Origin of the sequence: Pseudomonas indica NBRC 103045 (assembly GCF_002091635.1) — a bacterium.
GTDB classification, from domain to species: Bacteria; Pseudomonadota; Gammaproteobacteria; order Pseudomonadales; family Pseudomonadaceae; genus Pseudomonas_M; species Pseudomonas_M indica.
The window spans coordinates 32967-55953 of the sequence record NZ_BDAC01000001.1; the positions used below are offsets into that span (position 1 = coordinate 32967).

Genomic DNA, 22987 nt, shown 5'->3' on the forward strand with positions numbered 1-22987 from the left:
AAAGGACTCAACGTCCGCGAAGAAACAGCTTGTCGAGGTCGTCCATGCCCAGTTGGGTCCAGGTCGGGCGGCCGTGGTTGCACTGACCGCTGCGTTCGGTGTGCTCCATGTCGCGCAGCAAAGCGTTCATCTCCGGAATGGTCAGCCGCCGGTTGGCGCGAACCGCACCATGGCAGGCCATGGTCGCCAACAGCTCGTTGAGATGCGCCTGGATGCGATCACTGGTGCCGTACTCCAGCAGATCGGACAGGACGTCGCGAACCAGTTGGGTCGCCTCGGCCTGTTTGAGCAGTGCAGGAATCTGTCGGATCGCCAGGGTCTCCGGGCCGAGGCGCTGCAATTCGAACCCCAGCCGCTGGAACCAGCCGCCATGCTCCTCCGCGCAATCCGCCTCGCGCTGGCTGACCGCAATGGATTCGGGTACCAGCAACGGCTGGCCACGCAAGCCCTCGCTGGCCATCGCCGTTTTCAGGCGTTCGTAGGTGATCCGCTCATGAGCGGCATGCATGTCCACCAGTACCAGCCCAAGCGTGTTCTCGGCCAGGATGTAAACGCCCTTGAGCTGCGCCAGCGCATAACCCAGCGGCGGGATATCCCCGCCGGTTTCCGGCAAAGGTGTGGAGCGATCGGCATCGGGTAAGGGCGAGAAGAACTCCCGGTAGGCGCCCTGGGCTTCCGCCAGCGAGGGAGGCGTCTCCCGAGGCGTCGGCACGTAACCACCACCGGTTCCGCGCCAGGACGAGGTGGCCGCCGGCTGCTCCAGCACACTGCCCGCCAGGCTCATCTCGCCCTGCGGGCCGAATTCACCAGCCGCCGCGCCAGTAGGTCGAACGACGGCGGCCGTGGCTGCGGGCGGCGCCAACTGGTCCTCGGGGCGCACCTCGCCCAAGGCACGGTGCAAGGTGCCATAGAGGAAGTCGTGGACCATCCGGCTGTCGCGGAAGCGAACTTCGTGTTTGGTCGGATGCACGTTGACGTCGACCACGGCGGGATCGACCTCGAGGAACAGCACGAAGGTGGGGTGACGGCCGTTGTACAGCACGTCGCGATAGGCCTGGCGTACCGCATGAGCCACCAACTTGTCGCGCACCATGCGGCCGTTGACGTAGAAATATTGCAGGTCCGCCTGGCTGCGCGAGAAGGTCGGCAGACCGACCCAGCCCCAGAGATGCAAGCCATTGCGCTCGATCTCGATGGGTAGCGCCTGTTCGAGGAAGGCTGGACCGCAAACGGAGGCCACACGGCGCGCACGGGCGACCTCATCGGGCGCTTCGTGCAACGCCAGGACGCTCTTGCCGTTGTGCCGCAGGTGGAAGGCCACATCGAAACGCGCCAACGCCAACCGCTTGATGACTTCCTGCAGATGATCGAATTCGGTCTTTTCCGCACGCAGGAATTTGCGCCGCGCCGGCGTATTGAAGAACAGGTCGCGCACCTCCACCGAGGTGCCGACCGGATGCGCGGCGGGCTGCACGCGCGGCGCCATGTCCCGCCCTTCGGTTTCCACCTGCCAGGCCTGTTCGGCATCGCGGGTTCGGGAGGTGAGGGTCAGGCGGGCCACGGAGCTGATCGACGCCAGGGCCTCACCCCGAAAGCCCAGGCTCATCACCCGCTCAAGGTCTTCCAGCTCGCGAATCTTGCTGGTGGCGTGGCGCGCCAGGGCCAGCGGCAGATCGTCGGCGGGAATGCCGCCACCGTCGTCACGCACCCGCAGCAGCTTGATGCCGCCCTGCTCGATCTCGATATCGATACGGCGAGCGCCAGCATCCAGGCTGTTCTCCAACAGTTCCTTGATGACCGAAGCCGGTCGTTCGACCACCTCGCCCGCCGCGATCTGGTTGGCGAGCCGCGGACTAAGCAACTGGATGCGCGGCAGCACCGCCGGTTCCTCGAATTGGCTCATGGCTGGGCCGCCAGGGCCGTCGCCGGAATGTTCAGGACCTGCCCGACCTTGATGACATCGGTTTTCAGGCCATTGGCCGTACGCAGCGCCGGCAGGCTGACCTGGTAACGCTGGGCGATCAGCGCCAGGCTCTCGCCGGACGTCACCACGTGCTCGTGCGGCGCCTGGGTGATCTTGCCCTCGTCGCGCAGCCAGGCGATGTAGGTGCCGGGCGGCGGATTGCGCTGGAAGAATTGGCGAATGCCGGTGTGGATCGAGCGCGCCAGCGATTGCTGATGGCTGGCGCTGGCCAGCTTGGCAGCCTCACCGGGATTGGAAATGAAGCCCGTCTCCACCAGGATCGACGGGATGTCCGGCGACTTCAGCACCATGAACCCGGCCTGCTCCACCCGTCGTTTGTGCAGCGGTGTGATGCGCCCCATGCTGCTGAGGACCTTCTGCCCCACGTCGAGGCTGGAGGATAGCGAGGCGGTCATCGACAGATCGAGCAGCACGCCGGCGAGCATGCGGTCCTTGTCGTCCAGGGTCACGCTGCCGGCACCGCCGATCAGGTCGGAGCGGTTTTCGTTGTCAGCCAGCCAGCGGGCGGTTTCCGACGTCGCGCCCCGATCGGAGAGGGCGAATACCGAGGCCCCGAACGCGCTGCTGCGCGGTGCCGCATCGGCATGCACGGAAACGAACAGGTCCGCGCCCTGCTTGCGGGCGATCTCGGTGCGTTTACGCAAAGGAATGAAGTAATCGCCCGTCCGCACCAACTCGGCACGGAAGCCCTTCTCAGCGTTGATCTGCCGCTGCAGCTCCTTGGCGATGGCCAACACCACGTCTTTTTCCCGCGCTCCTTTCGGGCCGATGGCGCCTGGGTCTTCCCCCCCGTGGCCGGCATCGATGGCAATGACGATGTCACGCTTGGCATTGGGCATCGCTGGCAGTTTCACCGCCGGCTGGGTCGGAGTCACCGGAGCCTGCGGAACGGAAGCTGTAGTAGTAGCCGGCACCTTGGGAGCGGTATCGGCGCTCTGGTCGAACAGGTCGACGACCAGGCGATGGCCGTACTGCTGATTCGGCGCCAGGGTGAAACTCTTCGGATCGACCGCCGCGGAAAGGTCGAGCACCACCCGCAGGTCGGTGGGCGTGCGTTGCGCGGAGCGAATGCTCGTGATCGGCGTATTGCTGAGGGAAAGCTGCTCGAGCTGAGTGGCGAGCTGCGCACCGTTGACATCAATGACGATGCGATTGGGCGCGGTCAGGGTGAATACATTGTGCTGCACCGGCCCGGACAGATCGAAGACCAGCCGGGTGTTGTCCGGGGCCCGCCACAGACGTACGCCACGCACCTCGGTGGCCGCCTGGGCATCCGCGGCCACGGCCGCAAGCAGGACCCCCAAACCGGCGAACATCGCGCGCAAGCGCATACCCAACCCCATTATGTTTTTCATGCTCCCATGGCCAATGCGGCACACCAGGCTTCGCCACGCGCACCTTGCGCCTTCAGGCGAAGCGAACGGCCGCTCATTTGCGGACTAATGGTAATGTCCAGGTCAGCCTTTGGCAAAACGCCGGCACCCCGCTGAGGCCATTCCACCAGGCACAGGGCGTCGCCCTCGAAATAGTCGCGAATCCCCAGGAATTCCAATTCTTCCGGATCGGCAAGACGATACAGGTCGAAGTGATAGACCCTCGCTTCGCCGATTTCGTACGGTTCGACCAGCGTGAAAGTCGGGCTCTTGACCGCCCCCGCATGCCCTAACCCGCGCAGGATGCCGCGCGACAGGGTGGTCTTGCCGGCACCGAGATCGCCATGCAGATAGATCACCCCGTGTCCGGCGGTGGCCTCGGCGATGCGTGCCCCGAGTTCGAGCATCGCCCCTTCGTCGGCGGCGAACAACGTCATTTCAGACACGGAGACTGCTCCTCCAGCAGTTGACGAACGGTAGCGATCAGATCACCCGCGGCCAGCCCCCGCCCCAGCGCCCCCACCTGTTCGCCGGCAACGGCGTGCAGCCAGACGGCCAGGCACGCCGCTTCGAAAGCGGGTAGCCCCTGCGCCAGGAGCGCACCGGTCAGGCCGGCCAGGACATCGCCGAGCCCGGCACTGGCCATGGCCGGATGGCCCCGATCACATAATGCCCGCCGCCCGTCCGGCGCCGCCACCAGGCTGCCGGCGCCCTTGAGCACAACGACTGTCTGGTAGCGCGCCGCCAATGCCCTGGCCGCGGCGGGACGGTCCCCTTGGACAACCTGGACGGATTGCCCCAATAAACGGCTGGCCTCCCCCGGATGCGGTGTGATCACGCAACCTTCCGGCAAAGAGACAGCGCCAGCCGCCAGCAGATTCAACGCATCGGCATCCCAGACCTGTGCCAGCCCGACGCCAGCCACCGCCGAAAGCAGGCTGCGCCCCCAGGCCATCTGCCCGAGGCCCGGCCCGACCACCAGCACATCCGCCCGTTCGACGAGGGGAAGCAACTGGTTCGCCGACGCCACGGCGACAGCCATCACTTCCGGGCGACGCGCCAACACAGCCGGCACATGCTCGGCACGGGTCGCCAGGGAGACCATTCCGGCGCCGCTGCGCAAAGCGCTTTCGGCCGTCAGCAGAGCAGCACCGCCCATACCCCGGTCGCCGCCGACCACCAGCACATGACCGTATTGCCCCTTGTGAGCCGTACGTGGGCGCGGCGCCAGCCTAGGTAGACTGGAAGGGGCCAGCCGAATTGCCTGTACCGCCGTCTGGGCGATGATGGTGGCGTCGCCCTGTAGATCGTCGAACACCAGCTCGCCGACCAGGGCCGGCGCCTCGGCGGTGAACAAGCCGAGTTTCAGACCGATGAAGGTCACCGTCAGGTCGGCGCGCACCGCAACACCCAGGACCCGCCCGGTATCCGCGCAAAGCCCGGAGGGAATATCCACCGCCAGCACCGGCGCCTCGCTGGCGTTCATCAGGCGAATCGCCTGGGCATAGGGTTCGCGCACATCACCGCTCAGGCCGGTGCCGAGCAGGGCATCCACCAGCACCCCGCGCAGGGCGGCGCATTCGCTCCACACCTGGATGGGGACGCCAGCGGCAAGCGCCTCGGCATGAGCCTGCGCCGCATCGCCGGACAACTGTGCCGGATCGCCCACGGCCAACACCTGCACCTGCCAGCCGGCACGCCGGGCCAATGCCGCCACCAGGTAGCCGTCGCCCGCATTGTTGCCGCGCCCCGCCAGCACGGTTACGCAGCCGGCATCAGGCCAGCGCCGGCGCAACGCGCGCCAGGTGGCATGGGCTGCCCGCTGCATCAATTCGAAACCGGGCGTACCCGCGGCAATCAGCCGGGCATCCAAGTCACGGACCTGGGCGGCGGTGTGCAATCTCGTAGGGAAATCGTCGTGAGGATGCGGCATAGGTCGGCAGGATTCGGCGGCGGCGGCGAGGTCTGGCAGAATTATACGCACCTCGGTCTCGCGTTTCCCTGCCTCGCATGTCTACCTCCCTCGACGATCTCGCCGCACTTGCACGTTCCATCAAGGAGTGGGGGCGCGAGCTGGGTTTCCAGCAGGTCGGCATTACGGACGTCGGCCTGGCTGAGCATGAAGCCCACCTGCAACGCTGGCTGGACGCCGGCTACCACGGCGAAATGGACTACATGGCGGCTCACGGCACCAAGCGTTCGCGCCCCGCCGAGTTGGTCCCGGGCACCCTGCGGGTGATTTCGCTGCGCATGGACTACCTGCCGGGCGATACCCTCATGGCGCAGCGGTTGGCCGAGCCGGAGAAGGCCTATGTCTCGCGCTACGCCCTTGGACGCGACTACCACAAACTGATCCGCAAGCGCCTGCAGCAACTGGCCGAACGCATCCAGGCGGCCATCGGCCCGCTCGGCTACCGCGCCTTCGTCGACAGCGCCCCGGTGCTGGAAAAGGCCATCGCGGAACAGGCCGGGCTCGGCTGGATCGGCAAGAACACTTTGGTGCTCAACCGCAAGGCCGGCAGTTACTTTTTTCTCGGCGAGTTGTTCGTCGACGTGCCGCTACCCGTCGATGCGCCCCACGGCAGCGAACACTGCGGACGCTGCAGCGCCTGCCTGGACATCTGCCCGACCGCCGCCTTCGTCGGCCCCTATGTGCTGGATGCACGGCGCTGCATTTCCTACCTGACCATCGAACTCAAGGGCAGCATCCCCGAAGCACTGCGTCCGCTGATCGGCAATCGTGTGTTCGGCTGCGACGATTGCCAGATCGTCTGTCCCTGGAACCGCTTCGCCCGCCCCAGCGCGCAGGGCGACTTCCAGCCACGCCACGGCCTGGACAACGTGGAACTGGCTGCGCTGTTTCTGTGGAGCGAAGAGGAATTCCTCAGCCGCACCGAAGGCTCGCCGCTGCGCCGTGCCGGCTACGAGCGCTGGCTACGCAACCTGGCCGTAGGGTTGGGCAACGCCCCGGCGACGATTCCAGTGATCGAAGCGCTGAGAGCCCGGCGCGAGCATCCGTCGGAACTGGTGCGGGAGCATGTGGAATGGGCGCTCGCCCGGCATGGCGAGCGCTAATCGGCGCGATCAGTACTTGATGAAGTGCTCGCGGTAGTGGCGGAGTTCCGCGATCGACTCGCGAATGTCGTCCAATGCCAAGTGCACGCCGCCTTTCTTGAAGCTGTCGCGAACCTGCGGCGCCCAGCGGGCGGCCAACTCCTTGAGGGTAGAGACATCCAGATTGCGGTAGTGGAAATAGGCTTCCAGCCTCGGCATCCGGCGATAGAGGAAGCGGCGATCCTGGCAGATGCTGTTGCCACAGATCGGCGATTTGCCCTTCGGCACCCACTTTTCCAGGAATTCCAGCGTCATCGCCTCGGCCTGCGCGGTATCGATGCAGCTCTCCCGCACGCGCTGGGTCAGCCCGCTCTGTCCGTGGGTCCGGGTGTTCCACTCATCCATGCCCGCGAGAATCTCATCGCTCTGGTGGATGGCGATCACCGGCCCTTCGGCAAGCACGTTCAGGTCGCTGTCGGTAACGATGGTGGCCATTTCGATGATGACGTCACGATCGGGGTCGAGACCGGTCATCTCGAGGTCGATCCAGATCAGGTTCTGCGGGTTCTGCATGGGGGTACTCCTCGGCTAGGTGCGCAGTTTAGCGGTTTTCTTCGAGCCCAGCAGGCACTGCGCCATCCATCCGCCAGACCAACAGGCGCGACTGCCGCCAGTCCTCCAGCGGGATTTCCTCCGAGGGCGCCACTCCGGGAACGGCGAACGAATTGCTGACCAGCAACGCACCCGGCTGCATTTCCGCCTGCGCCTTGCGCCACAGCGCTGCCATCGGCGCCGGAGAGAGGAAGCAATAAACGACGTCGAAGGCCACCAGATCGGTTTTCCACAGGCTCAGATAGCGCACCCGGCAGTTGCCGAGCGGCAGGCTGCGCAACCAGGCCACCAGGAAGACCAGGGGCGCTGTCTCGACCCCGACGAAATGCCCCTTGGGATACCGCTTCGCCAGACGGCACAGGGTCCCGGCCAACCCACAACCGAGGTCGACGAAAGCGAACCCCGGCGGCTGCCCGGCGAGCAACTCGCCCAGTTTCCGCTCGCACTCCTTGCCGCTGAGATACAACGGCACCCGCTCGCCAAAGCTGTTCCAGTTGACCAGCAACAGAAAGAGAAACCCCAAGAGATAGGCCCAGGGCGGCAACGCCGAGGTTATCGCCAGCACCAGCCCCGGCACGAAGACCAGATTGATCGGCAGCCACCAGCGCGACAGCCCCAGCCAAACACCCAGCCCAGCAGCAAGCGCGCCCTGGGCCAGCGCCGCCTGCATCAGCGTGGGGCGCCAGCCGGACATCCCGGAAAGCAGTTGCAGACAGGCGAATACCAGCGCCACGGCGACAAGCTGACAAAGCAACGCCAGCAAGGCCGGAAATCTATTGCGCAGCCGCGCGATCATCCTGGGGCCCTCGAATGGTTCGGCGCCAGTGTAGCCAAGCCGGGACCGCCGCCCGCAATGGCCCATGCTAAACTCGCTGCCGCTTTTTCGTTCACCTCACTCGGACGCCAAATGGCCAAACGCCACCTCAGTCGCCGGCAAAGCTGGCGCATCGAGAAAATCCAGGAAGAACGCGCCGCCCGCGCTGCCAAACGCGAGTCGCGCGCCCTCGAAGAGCTGGAGGGCGGCGATCTCGGCCCCGAGCAGACCGGCCTGGTGATCGCCCATTTCGGCGTGCAGGTGGAAGTCGAGGCGCAAGAAGGCGAGCAGGCCGGCCAGGTGTTCCGCTGCCATCTGCGCGCCAACCTGCCGACCCTGGTGACCGGCGACCGCGTGGTCTGGCGTCCCGGCAACCAAGGCGACGGAGTGATCGTGGCGCAACTGCCGCGCACCTCCGAGCTGTGCCGGCCGGACATGCGTGGCCTGCTCAAGCCGGTGGCGGCCAACGTCGACCAGATCGTGATCGTCTTCGCGCCGCGTCCGGAACCCCACGCCAATCTGATCGATCGTTACCTCATCGCCGCCGAACACGCGGGCATCAGCCCGCTGCTGCTGCTGAACAAGGCCGATTTGGTGGACGAGGAAAACGCCGCATCGCTGGACGCGCTGCTGAATGTCTACCGGCAGCTCGACTATCCCCTGCTGGAGGTGTCCGCGCATCAGGGCGGCGGCATGGCCGATCTGCAGACCAAACTGGACGGGCATGTCAGCGTCTTTGTCGGACAGTCCGGCGTGGGCAAGTCGTCGTTGGTGAACAGTCTGCTGCCAGGCATCGACACCCGTGTCGGCGCGCTCTCGGAAATCACCGGCAAGGGCACCCACACCACCACCACTGCCCGACTGTTCCACTTCCCCGGCGGCGGCGAGCTGATCGACTCCCCCGGCATTCGCGAATTCGGCCTCGGCCATGTCAGCCGCGATGACGTCGAAGCGGGCTTCATCGAATTCCGCGACCTGCTCGGCACCTGCCGCTTCCGCGACTGCAAGCACGACCGCGAACCCGGCTGCGCCCTGCTCAAAGCGGTGGAAGATGGCCGCGTCCAACCGCAGCGCATGTCCAGCTATCGGCACATCATCGCCAGCCTGCCGGAGCCCGAATACTGATCCGAGGCGAGCGCTACTGCCCTTCCACCGACTCGAACTTGAGCACCCCCTCCTCGAAGATATTCAGCTTCTGCCGCAGCTCGCGCGGCTGCATCGGCCCGTCGGGAGAAGTCGGTGCAGGGGATTCCACGCCCGCACCGGCATCGGCCGGCGGCGTCGCCTCCTGGCCCTCCTGACCGCTGTCCTGCTCCCCTTCGATCTCCCGCTGGGCGCGCTTGGTGAGCACGATGATGTCGATGCGCCTGTTGACCGGGTTCAGCGGGTTTTCGCGGTCGAACAACGCCGACGAAGCGTAGCCCACCACCCGCGCCACCTGCTCGTCCGGATAACCTCCAGCGATCAGAGCACGCCGCGCCGCGTTGGCGCGATTGGACGACAGCTCCCAGTTGCCGAAATCGCCCCGTCCGGCGAACGGTTTGGCATCGGTGTGCCCGCTGATGCTGATCTTGTTCGGCACCGCCTTGATGGTCTCGGCCATGGCCAGCAGGATGTCTTCGAAATACGGCTGCAACTGGGCGCTACCGAGGGCGAACATCGGCCGGTTCTCGGCATCCATGATCTGGATGCGCAGCCCGTCCTGGGTGATCTCGAACAGGATCTGATCCTTGAAACGCTGCAGTTCCGGGTTCTGCTCGACCTTGTTCTGCAACTCCTGCAACAGCAGTTCGAGCCGTTCGTGCTCGATCTGCTCGGCCATGGTCTCGACCTGGTCTTCGCTGATCTCGATATCCTTCTGCGCTTCGGAACTGTCCAGCTCGGGGTTGAGCGTCTTGTCCGGCGCAGGCGTCGGCGTGCCGCCCAGGTCGATGACATAGGGGCTGGCGCTTTCGGTGAAACCGATGGGGTCCTTGAAGTAGCCGGAAATCACCTTCTTCTGCTCCGGCGTGGCGGCGGACATCAGCCAGAGGACCAGGAAGAACGCCATCATCGCCGTGGCGAAGTCGGCGAAGGCGATCTTCCAGGCGCCACCGTGGTGGCCGCCTACGGTCTTCTTGACCCGTTTTACGATGATCGGCTGATTGTTATCCATGACTCAACGACCGCGAACCGTCTGCTCCAGCTCGCTGAAACTCGGCCGATGCAGGGAAAACAGCACCTTGCGCCCGAACTCCACCGCCAGCGACGGCGGCATGCCCGACGCCGAAGCCACCAGGGTCGCCTTGATCGCTTCGTACAGGTTGAGTTCTTCCTTGGCGTCGTGGTCCAGCGAGACCGACAGCGGACCGAAAAAGCCGTAGGCGGCAAGAATACCGAGGAAGGTACCGACCAGCGCCGCACCGACGTGGACGCCGAGTTCGGCCTGCGCCACCTCGCCCAGCAAGGCCATGGTCACCACGATCCCCAATACGGCGGCGACGATACCGAAGCCGGGCAGGCCGTCGGCGATACGGTTCACGGCGTGCGCCGGGTGTTCGAGTTCTTCCTTGAGGGTGGCGAGTTCCATGTCGAACAGCCCCTCCAGCTCATGGGGCGCCATGTTGCCGGACGACATGATGCGCAGGTAATCGCAGATGTAGGCGGTCATCCGCTCGTCCTTCAGCACCCCCGGGTACTTGCTGAAAATCGGGCTGGCGTTGGGGTCCTCGATGTCCGCCTCGATGGCCATCATCCCTTCCCGGCGGCTCTTGTTGAGGATTTCGTAGAGCATCCCCAGCACTTCCAGATAGAAGCCGTGGGTGAAGCGGTTGCCGAACATCTTCAGCGACTTCTTGAAGACATGCATGAACATGTAGCCCGGGTTGGCCTGCAGGAAGGCCCCCAGTGCGGCACCGCCGATGATCATGACTTCGAAAGGCTGGATCAGCGCGCCGATCTTGCCGTGGGAAAGCACGTATCCGCCCAGCACGCTGGCGAACACGACGATGATGCCGATGATTTTTGCCATAAGGAGGTTGCTAACAGAGCCAGAAGAAAGGGTTTTAAAAATGACCCTTCTAATTATCGGAACTTATGCGCCAGACTATAGGCTGATCGGACGAAAAGCCAGTTGGCGCCCTCTGCATGACACCTCAGTCCCTACCGCGCAGCCTCGATGCCTGGGTCAAATACCTGGATGCGGTACGCCTGCCGATTTCCGAGGAAAACCATGCGCAAGTGCTCAGGGCGCTTGGCGACAGCCGTCGCTCGCTGCGCGAGATCGCCGATCTGCTGCAGGACACGCCAGCCATGGCGCTGGTCGTTCTGCGCGAAGCCAACAGCCATGGCAGCCAGCTCGGCGAACCCGCGGAAAGTCTCGAAGTCGCCCTCACCCGCCTCGGCCTGAAACGCGCCGAAACCTTGCTGCAACGGCTGCCGGCCCGCCCCCATACGGAAATCCCTAGCGCCCTGCGCCAATTGCAACTGATCAGCCAGCACGCCACGCAACAGGCCAATGGACTGTTCGCAGCACGACTGGCGCGGCTCTGGCAGGAGATTCACTGGGGCAGCCTGCTGTTTCTCGCACCGCTCTGGCCATTGGCGGCCGCCCAGCCACACCTGCTCGAAACCTGGGAGCAGCGTGTCATGGCCAAGGGCGAACCGGCCACCAAGGTGGAGCATGATCTGTTCGGTACGGCATTGCTGCCACTGTGCCTCACACTGGCCGAGCGCTGGCGATTGCCGGACTGGATCATCCAGGGATACCGCCTGCTGGCCAACGATCACCGACTGCTGGTCAAGGCCCTGCACATCGCCCGCGACAACGAACATCCCCTGCAACAGCAGCACCGGCTCGACGACGACCCGCCGCTGCGGCGCTGGTTGACCCAGCCGGCCAATACCATCCTGCTGGCCAACGGCCTCGCACTGTCCGCCCATCAGGCCTGGGACAGTCCGCATCTGCTGCGCTGGCAACGCCTGGCCGGGCTCTATCTGCAATTACCACTGGGTGACGTACAGCAGGCGATCCATCAGCAGGCGGCACAAAGCGCACGGCAGCATGCCGAACTGGGACTCTGGCATCCCGCCGAGGCCCTGCTCTGGCCCTGGAACGCCCGACACCTGAATCCCCAGCCGGCAATGGCCCCCATCCCCACATCCGACGCCCTGGGCGAATGGCGCAAGCAGTGCGCACAATTGCTGCAGGACCCGACGCCCTTCACCAACGTGCCGCAGCTCACCGCCTGCGCCGGCGCCGCACTGGAAGCCTGCGGCCTGAAGCGGATCCTGCTGCTGCTCGCCGACCGCCAGCACAGCCGTCTGCAGGCCCAGTTCATCGCCGGTCTGCCGCGGCAGGCGCTCGGCCTGTCTCTGGACCCGGCACAAAGTCAGGTCCTGCGCCGGCTGCTTGGCGAACCCGGGCAACTGCGCCTGACTCCGACCAATACCGCGCAGTTCTCCGCAATGCTGCCCGGCAACCTCAAGTCGCTGTTTTCCGGCGATCAGATGCTGCTGCGCTCGTTGGCGAACAATGGACGCGTCGTGATGCTGCTGGTCGCCGACCAGAACGGCGCGCCTTTCGCCGAAGTTACCCTGCAGGCTTTCACCAAGACCGCGCAGTGTATCGAACGCGCCCTGGGCGCCTTCGCCCGGCGTAGCCGCTGACAGCCGCGGCTGCATCCGCGGCGCTTTCCGTTACAATCCACCCTCTTTGACTTCCGGAGGCCCGAATGTCCGCCTTCTCATCCTTGCCGCTGGTCATCGAGCCAGCCGATCTGGCTGTGCGCCTCCAGGCGCCGGAGCTGATCCTGGTGGACCTGACCAGCCCGGCCCGCTATGCCGAAGGGCATATCCCCGGAGCCCGTTTCGTCGACCCCAAGCGCACCCAACTGGGCCAACCGCCGGCGCCCGGCCTGCTGCCGCCGCAAGCGCAACTGGAAGCCCTGTTCGGCGAACTGGGCCATCGTCCGGATGCGGTCTACGTGGTCTATGACGACGAAGGCGGCGGCTGGGCGGGGCGTTTCATCTGGTTGCTCGACGTAATCGGCCACGGTCGCTACCACTACCTCAATGGCGGGCTGCACGCCTGGCTCGCCGACGGCCGCGAGCTGTCCCGCGAGGTCCCGGCGCCAGTCGGCGGCCCGCTGCCGCTGACCCTGCATGACGAGCCCACCGCCACCCGCGAATACCTGCAAAGCCGCCTCGGTGCTGCCGACCTGGCGGTCTGGGATGCGCGCGCTCCCGGCGAATACCGGGGCGAGAAGGTTCTCACGGCAAAAGGCGGCCACGTGCCCGGCGCGATCAACTTCGAGTGGACCGCCGGCATGGACCCGAGCCGGTCCCTGCGTATCCGCGAAGACATCGCCGACGTGCTGAACGCCCTGGGCATCACCGCTGACAAAGAAATCATCACCCACTGCCAGACCCACCACCGCTCCGGCTTCACCTACCTGGTGGCCAAGGCGCTCGGTTATCCGCGCGTGAAAGGCTACGCCGGCTCCTGGTCGGAGTGGGGCAACCATCCCGACACCCCGGTCGAGGTCTAAGGAATCGCCATGTCCATCAAAGATCGCCTGTTCATCCTCAGCCAGTACCTGCTGCCGCATCACCTGGTGTCGCGCTTGGCCGGCTGCCTCGCCGAATGCCGCATCCCCTGGATCAAGAACCCCTTCATCAAGTGGTTCGCCCGGCATTTCGACGTCGACATGAGCCAGGCCCTGGTCGAAGACCTCACCGCCTACGAGCACTTCAACGCCTTCTTCACCCGGGCCCTGAAGAGCGACGCGCGTCCGCTCGACTCGACGCCCAACGCCATCCTCTGCCCCACCGACGGCGCCATGAGCCAGCTCGGCCCGATCGAGAGCGGCCGCATCTTCCAGGCCAAGGGCCACAACTTCAGCGTGCTCGAACTGCTGGGCGGCGACGCCGAACGCGCAGCGCCCTTCATGGGAGGCGACTTCGCCACCATCTACCTGTCGCCGCGGGATTACCACCGCGTTCACATGCCACTGGCCGGCACCCTGCGCGAGATGATCTACGTGCCAGGGCGCATCTTCTCGGTGAACACTGTCACCGCGCAGAACGTGCCGGAGCTGTTCGCCCGCAACGAACGGGTGGTCTGCCTGTTCGATACCGAGCGCGGGCCGATGGCGATGGTGCTGGTGGGCGCCATGATCGTCGCCAGCATCGAGACGGTCTGGGCCGGTCTGGTGACGCCGCCCAAGCGCGAACTCAAAACCTTCCGCTACGACGAAGCCGCCCGTGCCCCGATCCAGCTGGAAAAAGGCGCGGAAATGGGCCGCTTCAAACTGGGTTCCACGGTGATCCTGCTGTTCGGCCCCGATCAGGTCCGCTGGACCGAAAGCCTCGCCGCCTTGAGCCCTGTCCGCATGGGCGAATGCCTGGGCCAGACCCGCTCCGTCTGACCGTCGGGCGGCTCCGGCCGCCCGGCGAACGAATCCGCAAGCACTCGACGATGACCGTACTCGCCACCTTCTGGGCGCGCCTGCTGCATGTGTTCGGCTGGCGCGCCAATGCCACCAGTCACCTGGAAAAAACCTTGTCGGCCCTGGGCGCCTTCTGCGGCATCGGGCTGATTTATGCCGTGACCCACTGGCTGTTGCCCAGCGAAGCCGCACTCTGGGTCGTCGCCTCCATGGGCGCCAGTGCCGTCCTGCTGTTCGCCGTGCCCCATGGCGTACTGTCGCAGCCTTGGGCGGTACTCGGCGGTCAATGCCTTTCCGCCGTGATTGGCGTGGCCTGCGCCCGCTGGCTCCCGGACAGCCCGCTGGCACCGGCCCTGGCCGTGGCGCTGTCAATCCTGGCCATGCATTACGCCCGCTGCATCCACCCACCGGGCGGAGCCACTGCCCTGACCGCCGTGGTCGGCGGGCCGGTGATCCATGACCTCGGCTTCAACTTCGTGCTCCTGCCGGTGCTGATGAACGTCAGCGTGATTCTGCTCGCCGCCTTCCTCTTCAACAGCCTGTTTCCCTGGCGCCGCTACCCGGTGGCCCTGGCGCGCCTGCCCGAGCCGCCGAAAGCGCCGTCCGGCATGGCGCCGGAAGACTTCTACCACGCCCTGCGCCAGGTCGACTCCTACATCGATATCCAGTTCGACGACCTCCTGGAAATCATGCAGCTGGCCGAACAGCACGCCCGCGCGCAACGCCTCGAAGCGGACGACATCCTGCTCGGCGCCTGCTACAGCAATGCTCTGGCAGGTGCCGGCTGGGCCGTGCGCCAGGTGATCGACGACGCACCGAAGCAGCGCGGCCGGCGCGACCTGGTGATCTACAAAGTGGTGGCCGGCGCCGGCCAGGGCAATACCGGCGTCTGCCGGCGCCTGGACATGGCCAACTGGGCTGCCCATGCCGTGGCCACGGAAGGCAAGGGCTGGATTCGGGTCACCCCGGAAGAATCCGCCCAACGTGCCGCGCAACGCTGAGGGGCCGGAACGGGAACGCGTCGGGAGGAGTCGAAAAAGCAGGCCGCAGACAGCGGCAAGATGTCACGAGGCCACCATCAAATGGCTGCGAGTCAAGTGTGATGCTGCTAGAGTTTCGGAAATCCTTTTAGACAGCGGTCACACACTGAGGCCGAGGAGCGTCCAAATCTACATGGATAAACAGAGCCCTCACCTGCTGCTACGCGTCCCCACTCCCACCCAGCCGAGCCTGTCTTTCTGCGACGCAACGCCTCGCGACCTGAAGCGCTGGCTGGATGGGCTGCCGAAGGCCAATATCGGGGAAACTGCCCGCCAGCTCTACCAGGGGCTGGTCGAGCTCAATCAGTTGGTGACGCCAAGCACCAACCGGCTGCAGTTGCTGGAACTGTTACGTCCCGAGGTGCACTTCGTCTGCCAGCATCTGGAACGGCACTTTCTCAACCAGGCCATCGTGCTCGACGACCGCCCGCGCAAGGTCGCCAACCTTTGCCAGGCCCTGCAGAACCATTTGGCGCTCGGCTACAAGCTGATCATTTCCCGCACGGCGCAGCGCTTCACCCGCGAGCGCGCCCAACTGCTCACCATCGCCCTGCAACGCGCCAGCCATAGCCTGTGCGGCCCACTGGTGCGCTCCAACCAGTTGTATTGCCCGGTGCCGGAAGGCCTCTGGCTGGAATTGCACCAGATCTACCAGATCGCCCGCAGCCACGATCTGCACCGGCTGGTGGTACGCGATCCGCTGGCTCGCCATACCCAGGGACTGAGCGTCGAACAGACCTATCTCGTCGCCCTGCTGCTGGGCTGCGCCCGCTGCAACCAGATGCGCCAACAGGGCATCGCCCGCCTGGCCGATATGCTGGAAATCTGGTGCAGCCTGGCGCGCCTGCAAAGCCCCGATGCCCCCACCAGCCTGTTCCTCGTCGCGCCCCAGGTGGACGGGCCGCCGCGCTACCGGTCGCTGTTCCAGAACGAACCCCGCGACAACCTGCTCGGCATGAACCCCGAGCCGCTGGTCGACGCCATCAAGGAATACCTGCTGCTCACTCCCGAGGATCGCCCCAAGGCACGGCTTCAGGTGCCGGAAGGGTTCAGCCTGGACCTGCTGCAGCACCTCAGCTCGGCCTGGGGCGACATTTCCGAACGCACCTTCCAGCGCAATCCCGGCCAGGGCACGCTGACGCTGTGCATCGGCATGACCGCCCTGCACTACTTCCTGGCCGGCCGCCGGCCTTTCGCCGACGTGCTCAAGCAGGAAGCCCAGCCGGTGCAATTCAAGCCAGTCACCGGCGGCCCGGACATCTGGAGCAAGGCCTTCGATGCCCAGCCGCAGACCCAATGGGAGGCCGGCCTGCCGCTGGAGGAAATCGAGTACAAGGTGGAAAAACCCGGCACTGCCACCGTGTCGAACGCTGGCCAGGAGGAGAACCATCCCACCTACGAGTTGCCCATCGTCAATCACAGCCCGGGAGGCTATTGCCTGGCATGGCCCAAGGAAGTGCCGGGCCAGTTGCAAGCCGGCGAGCTGCTCGGCGTCCAGGACACCCCGGGCCAGGACTGGAGCGTCGCCGTGGTGCGCTGGATCAGGCAGGTACGCGGCGGCGGCACGCAGATGGGGATCGAGCTGATCGCTCCCCAGGCACAGCCCTGCGGCCTGCAACTGGTACGCAAGACCGAACAGAGCAGCCAATACCTGCGCGCTCTGCTGCTGCCGGAAATCAGCGCGATTTCCCGCCCATCGACGCTGATCACGCCGCGTCTGCCGTTCCAAGAAGGCAGCAAGGTCATGATCAACCTGCACGGCGACGAACGCCGCGCCGTACTCAGCCAACGGCAGACCAGCACCGGCAGCTTCAGCCAGTTCGAATACCGGGAAGTCGACCGCTCACTCACAGAACGAGGGACACCCGTCACAGCCCAAGGAACCCAGGCGAGCAGCGGCGAGGAAGACTTTGACTCACTTTGGAAGTCACTGTAGATTGCCGGCACACCTGATTTTGTCGCTTTTTCGCGCCCGGTTCGGCGCGGTCTGACTTATGGCCATCGAAAAAAAAACCATTCGACTGTTGCTTCTGGAAGACTCGCAGAACGAGGCCGAGCGCCTCGTCAGTCTGTTCCGTAACGCCGGCCACGCGACCCGCGTCCACCGCCTGACCTCCAGCGAGGATCTCAGCGAAGCCCTGCAACAGAGCTGGGATCTGCTGATCGCCGCTCCCAGCGGCGAGAACCTCGACCCCACCGAAGCGATCCACACCATCCGCCGCCTGTCCAAGGACATCCCCTTCATCCAACTGGTGGCGGGCAACGATTCCGACGACATCACCGAAGCGCTCGCCATGGGCGCCCAGGATGCCCTGCCGCAAGGCGAGGACGAGCGCCTGGTGATGGTCGCCAACCGCGAGCTGGCCAACCTGGAAGAGCGCCGCGCCCGACGCGCGGCCGAAGTAGCCTTGCGCGAGGCGGAAAAACGCTGCCAGTTGCTGCTGGAAAGCTCCGTGGACGCGATCGCCTACGTCCACGACGGCATGCACATCTACACCAACCGCGCCTACCTAGAGCTGTTCGGCTACGAAGACGCCGACGAGCTGGAAGGCATGCCACTGATCGACCTGATCGCCAGCTGCGACCAGGGCAACTTCAAGGAATTCCTGAAGAACTACCGCAGCGCCGAAGGCAATGCCGAGCTGAACTGCTCCGGCATCCGCTCCGATGGCCAGGACTTCCAGGCGAACATGACGTTCTCGCCGGCCACCTACGACGGCGAACCGTGCATCCAGCTCGTCATCCGCACCGAAAGCGGCAATGCCGAACTGGAAGAAAAGCTGCGCGAAATCAGCAGCCAGGACCTGGTGACCGGCCTGTTCAACCGCAACCACTTCCTCGAACTGATGGATGCCGCCGCCGAGCGCGCGGTGAACGCCGGGCAGCCGGCGAGCCTGGGCTACATCCGGGTCGACCGCTACGCCGCCATATTGGCCGACATCGGTATCGCCGGCATCGACCTGCTGCTGACCGACCTGGCCAACCTGCTGCGCGCCCACTTCGCCGGCGACGCCCAACTGGCCCGCTTCGGCGATGACGTTTTCACTGTGCTGCAACCCGGCATGACGCCCGAACAGGCCGCTCCCGGCCTTTCCAGCCTGTTGAAGAAAGTGGAAGCCCACCTGTTCGACGCCGGCGGTCGAACCATCCAGACCACCCTGACGATCGGTGCCGCCGGGCTCAACGAGAAAACCGCCAAGGCCCAGGAAGTCATCGATCGCGCGCACCGCTGCGCCGACGAACTGGCCGACGGCAACGCCCTGAAGCTGTTCAATCCGGCCGACGAATTGGCCGCCGCCGCCAACCGCGGCAACGTCGTCGCTATGGTCCAGCAGGCATTGGAGAACAACAGCTTCCGCTTGCTGTTCCAGCCGATCATCAGCCTGCGCGGCGACACCCACGAGCACTACGAGGTGCTGCTGCGCCTGCTCAATCCGCAAGGCGAAGAAGTCCCCCCCAACGATTTCCTGAGCGCCGCCAAGGAGTCCGGGCTGGCCGAGAAGATCGACCGCTGGGTCGTGCTCAATTCGGTCAAGCTGCTCGCCGAACACCGCGCCAAAGGCCACAGCACTCGCCTGTTCGTGCATCTCTCTAGTGCCAGCCTGCAGGACCAGACACTCCTGCCGTGGCTCAGTGTGGCGCTCAAGGCTGCCCGCCTGCCCTCGGATGCGCTGGTGCTGCAATTCAGCGAGCCGGACGCCATTGCCTACCTCAAGCAGGCGAAGGCCCTCACCCAAGGGCTTGCCGAACTGCATTGCAAGGTCGCCCTGAGCCAGTTCGGCTGCGCCCTGAACCCGTTCAACACCTTGAAGCACCTGAGCGTCGACTTCGTGAAGATCGACGGCTCCTTCTCCCAGGACCTGTCCAAGCCGGAGAACCAGGAAGCGCTCAAGACCCTGCTGACCAGCCTTCATGCCCAGGCCAAGCTGACCATCGTTCCCTTCGTCGAGAGCGCCAGCGTACTGGCCACCCTCTGGCAGGCGGGGGTCAACTACATCCAGGGCTATTACCTGCAAGGCCCCAGCCAGTCGATGGACTACGACTTCTCGGCTGGGGAGGAATAAAAAGAGCAGCTGCAAGCTGCAAGCGAATCAGGGTAAGGGCGGCTGCTCTTTCTTGTGGCTTATCGCTTGAAGCTGATCGCTGCCCTTATTCTGTTTCGCGATCGCGGAAGCCCAGCAGGTACAGAATGCCATCCAGCCCCAGGGTGGAAATCGCCTGCTTGGCCGACTGCTTCACCAGCGGCTTGGCGCGGAAGGCGACGCCGAGGCCGGCCAGCCCCAACATCGGCAGGTCGTTGGCGCCATCGCCGACGGCAATAGTCTGTTCCAGACGCAACCCTTCCTTTTCCGCCAACTGGGTCAGCAGATCCGCCTTGCGCTGGGCATCGACGATGGGCTCCACGGCCACGCCGGTCACCTTGCCGTCGACAATCTCCAGTTCATTGGCATAGACGTAGTCGATTCCCAGCCTGGCCTGAAGCTGGCGAGCGAAATAGGTGAAGCCGCCAGACAGGATCGCCGTCTTGTAGCCCAAGCGTTTGAGTTCGACGAACAGCGTTTCGGCGCCCTCGGTCAGACGCAGGGTTACACCGACCTCCGCCAGCACGCTTTCCGGAAGCCCTTTGAGCAATGCCAGACGCTCCTTGAAGCTGGCGCGGAAATCCAGCTCGCCGCGCATCGCCCGCTCGGTGATTTCCGCTACCTTCTCACCGACCCCAGCAGCCTTGGCCAGTTCGTCGATCACCTCGGCCTCGATCAACGTGGAATCCATATCGAAGACCGCCAGACGGCGGTTGCGGCGGAACACGCTATCGCGCTGGAAAGCGATGTCCACGTCCAGCTCCTGGGCCACGCTGAGGAACTCGGCGCGTAACGCTCCCGGATCGACCGGCTCGCCGCGCACGGAAAACTCGATGCAGCCCTTGCCCTGGTCGGCCGGCATGTCCAGCGGCATGCGCCCCGACAGACGGTCGATGTGATCGATGTTCAAGCCGTACTTGGCGGTGATCGAGCTGACCCTTTGCAATTGCTCGGCCGTGACCTTGCGGGTCAGCAGCGTGACGATGTGGCGGGGCTTGCCCTGGCCACTCACCCATTGCTGGTAGTCGGCTTCGGAAACCGGCGTGAAACGCACCTGCTGGTCCAGCTTGTAGGCGGTGAACAGCACATCCTTGAGCACCGTGGACGCCTGCTCGGTATGCGGAATCTCGATGAGGATGCCGAACGACAAGGTGTCGTGGATCACCGCCTGGCCGATGTCGAGGATGTTCACGCCACCCTGTGCGAGCACGCCGGTGATGGCGGCCGTCAGACCGGGACGGTCGCCACCGGTGATATTGATCAGGACGATTTCGCGCAAGAGGACCTCCCAAGGCGGCGGAGCGACAAAAAAGGCGCCTATTCTAGCCAGTTTTACGGCCGTGGAACCTGCCGGTCGCTCGCAGAGCCAACGGGCTGTGCATTTCATGCGCCGATCATGTCCAATGCGGCCAGCCCGACGCTTTGCCCACTGGAGGGCGGTGGTTATACTGCGCGGCAAATCCCTTCGAGAAGAGCCGAGCTCTGTGAACCGGCCCGCGCCCGTCAAGCCCGACAATTTTTTCCTGTTGATCTTCCACGCCCTGCGCCAGCGCCGTGTGCCTATCGCCCTGCGCATCGCCAGCCACAGCCTGCTGCTCGTCGCCCTGGCCCTGCTCATCTACGCCTGGGTCATGGGCATGCAGTTCAAGCAAGCCATGCAGCAGCAGGCGGATGCCCTGGGCCAGAGCCTGATCACCCAGACCGCCAGTTCCGCCACCGAACTGCTGGTGTCCAACGACATCCTCAGTCTCAACGTGCTACTCAACAATCTGGTGAAGAACCCGCTGGTGGCCCACGCGGCAATCTACAGCGTGGACAACCGCATCCTCGCCGAAGCCGGTGCGCGTCCCAGCAAAGGGTTGCTGGGCGAGGCCGAAGGGCTCTATTCGACCCCTATCACGTTTCAGGAAGTGATCGCCGGGCACCTGCGCATCAGCCTGGACATGCAGCAATTCCAGCAGCCGATGACCATCAGCCTGCAAAGCATGGGGCTGCTCAGCCTCATCCTGCTGGCCCTTACCCTCTCGCTCAGCCTGCGCCTCGGCCGGCACATCTCCACCCCGCTGCTGCAACTGCGTCTGTGGCTGCGCGACCCCGACGATCCTGCCCCGGGCGCCGGACGCCAGGATGAAATCGGCGACCTCGCCCGTCAGTTGCAGGCGCGCCTGGTACCGGAAAAACCGGAGCCAGTCGAGGAAGACGACTACGTCGAAGAAGACGAACACCTCTTCGAAGAAGACGGCGAGTCGTTGTTCGACGAACACGACGACCACCCCATGGACTTGGCCGACGACGAGCCGCTCCCCGCGCAAGACCGCCTGGAAGCCGAGGACAGCGACGAAGACCCCTTCGCCGACCTGCGCCCGCAGGACGAAGCGCCCGCGCCGATTCACGACGAACCGGTGAAAAGCGCGGTGCTGGCCATCCAGCTGGGTGCCCAGGAGCAATTGCGCCGCCTGCCACGGGCTCGCCTGGTGGACCTGCTGGAACGCTACCGTGGCTGCCTCGACCAGGCTGCGTCGCTTTACCAGGGCGAGCTGCACACCCTGAACGACGGCAGCAGCCTGATGCTGTTCCACAGCCTGGATAGCGGCGAAGACTACCTGACCCACGCGCTCTGCTGCGGGGAGCTGATGCGCGCCCTCGGCCATGCCCTGCAGATCGAAGTCGCCGACAGCGGCATCACCCTGCAACTGCAACTGGGCCTGACCCAGGGCGAGGATCTGGTCGATCTCAGCCAGGGCGATCTGTTGCTCAGCGAAACCGCCCAGAATGCCCTGGCGCTGTCCCAGCACAGCCGCAACCTGCTGCTGGTCGAACGCAGCGTCAGCGAAGACCTGCTCGTCCGCGAGCGGGCACGCATCCGCGCCATCGCCAGCCCGGAAGGCGCCAGTTGCGTCGAGCGCCTGCTGGAGCCCTATCCTTCGCTGCTGGAACGGCAACTCGCGCTGATGCACGAAAACCACACCCCCTGATCTCTACGCCAAGGACCGGCCGCATGACCACGCTGATCACCCATCCGATCCCCATCCTGGCCCTCGGTGCCGCGCTCGGCAGCCGGGTCGTTTCTCCGCGACTGGTGCTGGCCGGTATGCTTTTCGCCTGCCTGCCGGATGCCGATGTCCTGGCCTTCAAGTTCGGCATCGCTTATGCCGACGCCTTTGGTCATCGTGGTTTCAGCCATTCACTGCTGTTCGCGATTTTTTGCGGCATTTTCGCGGCACTCTGCTGCCGCTGGCTCGATAGCGGAGCGCTCAAGGCGGGGCTGTGGATAACCCTGGCCACCGCCTCCCACGGCCTGCTCGATGCTCTGACCAACGGAGGGCTTGGCGTGGCCTGGCTATGGCCCTGGAGTGAGCAACGCTATTTCCTGCCCTGGCGCCCCATCGAGGTATCGCCGTTCCTCTCCGGCTTCTTCAGCCCGCGCGGGCTTTCCGTCCTGCTCTCGGAGGCGCGCTGGGTCTGGCTACCTTCATTGGCGATTGCAACGACTGGCCTGGCGATGCGCCTGGCCTGGCGACGACGCGCCATGGAGGCGGCAGGCTGACCACTTTTACCGCGGAAAACAAAAAAGCCCGCTTGGTCGAAGCGGGCTTTTTC

19 protein-coding genes are annotated in these 22987 nt (G+C 65.1%); 10 read left to right on the forward strand and 9 right to left on the reverse strand.

The features are described from left to right. Positions 1-7: 7 nt before the first annotated feature. From mutL to PIN01S_RS00160, 4 genes are read right to left on the reverse strand one after another with little or no spacing between them, the layout of a single operon-like run. On the reverse strand, positions 8-1903 hold the full coding sequence (mutL, locus tag PIN01S_RS00145) for a DNA mismatch repair endonuclease MutL (protein WP_084332809.1): 1896 nt from the start codon (positions 1901-1903) through the stop codon (positions 8-10). Further along, entirely contained in the window at positions 1900-3315 is a 1416-nt protein-coding gene (locus tag PIN01S_RS00150) for an N-acetylmuramoyl-L-alanine amidase (RefSeq protein WP_084333568.1), read from the reverse strand. Before PIN01S_RS00150 ends, mutL begins: the two co-directional genes overlap by 4 nt. A gap of 20 nt (positions 3316-3335) precedes the next feature. Next, complete coding sequence (tsaE, locus tag PIN01S_RS00155; RefSeq protein WP_425287668.1) at positions 3336-3794, reverse strand: tRNA (adenosine(37)-N6)-threonylcarbamoyltransferase complex ATPase subunit type 1 TsaE; 459 nt, start codon at positions 3792-3794, stop codon at positions 3336-3338. Further along, positions 3791-5290, reverse strand: coding sequence for an NAD(P)H-hydrate dehydratase (locus PIN01S_RS00160; RefSeq protein WP_084332811.1), 1500 nt, complete (start codon positions 5288-5290; stop codon positions 3791-3793). The genes tsaE and PIN01S_RS00160 overlap by 4 nt, the downstream gene beginning before the upstream one ends. A 77-nt stretch (positions 5291-5367) precedes the next feature. Here PIN01S_RS00160 and queG point away from each other — a divergent pair, with 77 nt between their 5' ends. Then, complete coding sequence (gene queG / locus PIN01S_RS00165; RefSeq protein WP_084332812.1) at positions 5368-6432, forward strand: tRNA epoxyqueuosine(34) reductase QueG; 1065 nt, start codon at positions 5368-5370, stop codon at positions 6430-6432. Between the two features lie 9 nt (positions 6433-6441). Here queG and orn read toward each other — a convergent pair whose 3' ends face one another. Further along, positions 6442-6984 carry an oligoribonuclease gene (gene orn / locus PIN01S_RS00170; RefSeq protein WP_084332813.1) on the reverse strand — a complete coding sequence of 181 codons (543 nt, stop codon included), beginning with the start codon at positions 6982-6984 and terminating at the stop codon, positions 6442-6444. Positions 6985-7012: 28 nt separating this feature from the next. Continuing rightward, the gene (locus tag PIN01S_RS00175) at positions 7013-7819 is read right to left on the reverse strand and encodes a class I SAM-dependent methyltransferase (RefSeq protein ID WP_084332814.1); all 807 of its coding nucleotides are present in this window, start codon (positions 7817-7819) and stop codon (positions 7013-7015) included. A gap of 111 nt (positions 7820-7930) precedes the next feature. Here PIN01S_RS00175 and rsgA point away from each other — a divergent pair, with 111 nt between their 5' ends. Further along, on the forward strand, positions 7931-8962 hold the full coding sequence (rsgA, locus tag PIN01S_RS00180; RefSeq protein WP_084332815.1) for a small ribosomal subunit biogenesis GTPase RsgA: 1032 nt from the start codon (positions 7931-7933) through the stop codon (positions 8960-8962). 13 nt (positions 8963-8975) lie between these two features. Here the strand turns inward: rsgA and motB are convergent, their stop codons facing one another. Then, a complete protein-coding gene (motB, locus tag PIN01S_RS00185; RefSeq protein WP_084332816.1) occupies positions 8976-9992 on the reverse strand; it encodes a flagellar motor protein MotB in 1017 nt (338 codons plus the stop codon). 3 nt (positions 9993-9995) lie between these two features. Next, positions 9996-10847: a flagellar motor stator protein MotA gene (gene motA / locus PIN01S_RS00190; protein WP_084332817.1), complete on the reverse strand. Its 852-nt coding sequence runs from the start codon at positions 10845-10847 to the stop codon at positions 9996-9998. Positions 10848-10963: 116 nt separating this feature from the next. On the opposite strand from motA, the gene PIN01S_RS00195 reads away from it, so the two are divergent. From PIN01S_RS00195 to PIN01S_RS00220, 6 genes are all read left to right on the forward strand, one after another. Next, the gene (locus PIN01S_RS00195; protein WP_084332818.1) at positions 10964-12484 is read left to right on the forward strand and encodes an HDOD domain-containing protein; all 1521 of its coding nucleotides are present in this window, start codon (positions 10964-10966) and stop codon (positions 12482-12484) included. 65 nt (positions 12485-12549) lie between these two features. After that, on the forward strand, positions 12550-13365 hold the full coding sequence (gene rhdA / locus PIN01S_RS00200; protein ID WP_084332819.1) for a thiosulfate sulfurtransferase: 816 nt from the start codon (positions 12550-12552) through the stop codon (positions 13363-13365). Between the two features lie 9 nt (positions 13366-13374). Then, positions 13375-14244, forward strand: coding sequence for an archaetidylserine decarboxylase (gene asd, locus PIN01S_RS00205; protein WP_169715770.1), 870 nt, complete (start codon positions 13375-13377; stop codon positions 14242-14244). A gap of 50 nt (positions 14245-14294) precedes the next feature. Next, on the forward strand, positions 14295-15266 hold the full coding sequence (locus PIN01S_RS00210) for an HPP family protein (RefSeq protein WP_084332820.1): 972 nt from the start codon (positions 14295-14297) through the stop codon (positions 15264-15266). 172 nt (positions 15267-15438) lie between these two features. Then, positions 15439-17241 (forward strand): cyclic-di-GMP receptor FimW-related protein, encoded by a 1803-nt coding sequence (locus PIN01S_RS00215; RefSeq protein ID WP_084332821.1) that lies wholly within the window; start codon positions 15439-15441, stop codon positions 17239-17241. A 58-nt stretch (positions 17242-17299) separates the two neighbouring features. Continuing rightward, on the forward strand, positions 17300-19369 hold the full coding sequence (locus PIN01S_RS00220) for a GGDEF/EAL domain-containing response regulator (RefSeq protein ID WP_084332822.1): 2070 nt from the start codon (positions 17300-17302) through the stop codon (positions 19367-19369). Positions 19370-19454: 85 nt separating this feature from the next. Here PIN01S_RS00220 and serB read toward each other — a convergent pair whose 3' ends face one another. After that, complete coding sequence (gene serB / locus PIN01S_RS00225; RefSeq protein WP_084332823.1) at positions 19455-20666, reverse strand: phosphoserine phosphatase SerB; 1212 nt, start codon at positions 20664-20666, stop codon at positions 19455-19457. A 205-nt stretch (positions 20667-20871) separates the two neighbouring features. On the opposite strand from serB, the gene PIN01S_RS00230 reads away from it, so the two are divergent. Together PIN01S_RS00230 and PIN01S_RS00235 are read left to right on the forward strand one after the other, a co-directional pair. Then, positions 20872-22362: an AhpA/YtjB family protein gene (locus PIN01S_RS00230; RefSeq protein WP_084332824.1), complete on the forward strand. Its 1491-nt coding sequence runs from the start codon at positions 20872-20874 to the stop codon at positions 22360-22362. A gap of 23 nt (positions 22363-22385) precedes the next feature. Next, complete coding sequence (locus PIN01S_RS00235; protein ID WP_084332825.1) at positions 22386-22934, forward strand: metal-dependent hydrolase; 549 nt, start codon at positions 22386-22388, stop codon at positions 22932-22934. The last annotated feature ends 53 nt before the right edge of the window (positions 22935-22987 follow it).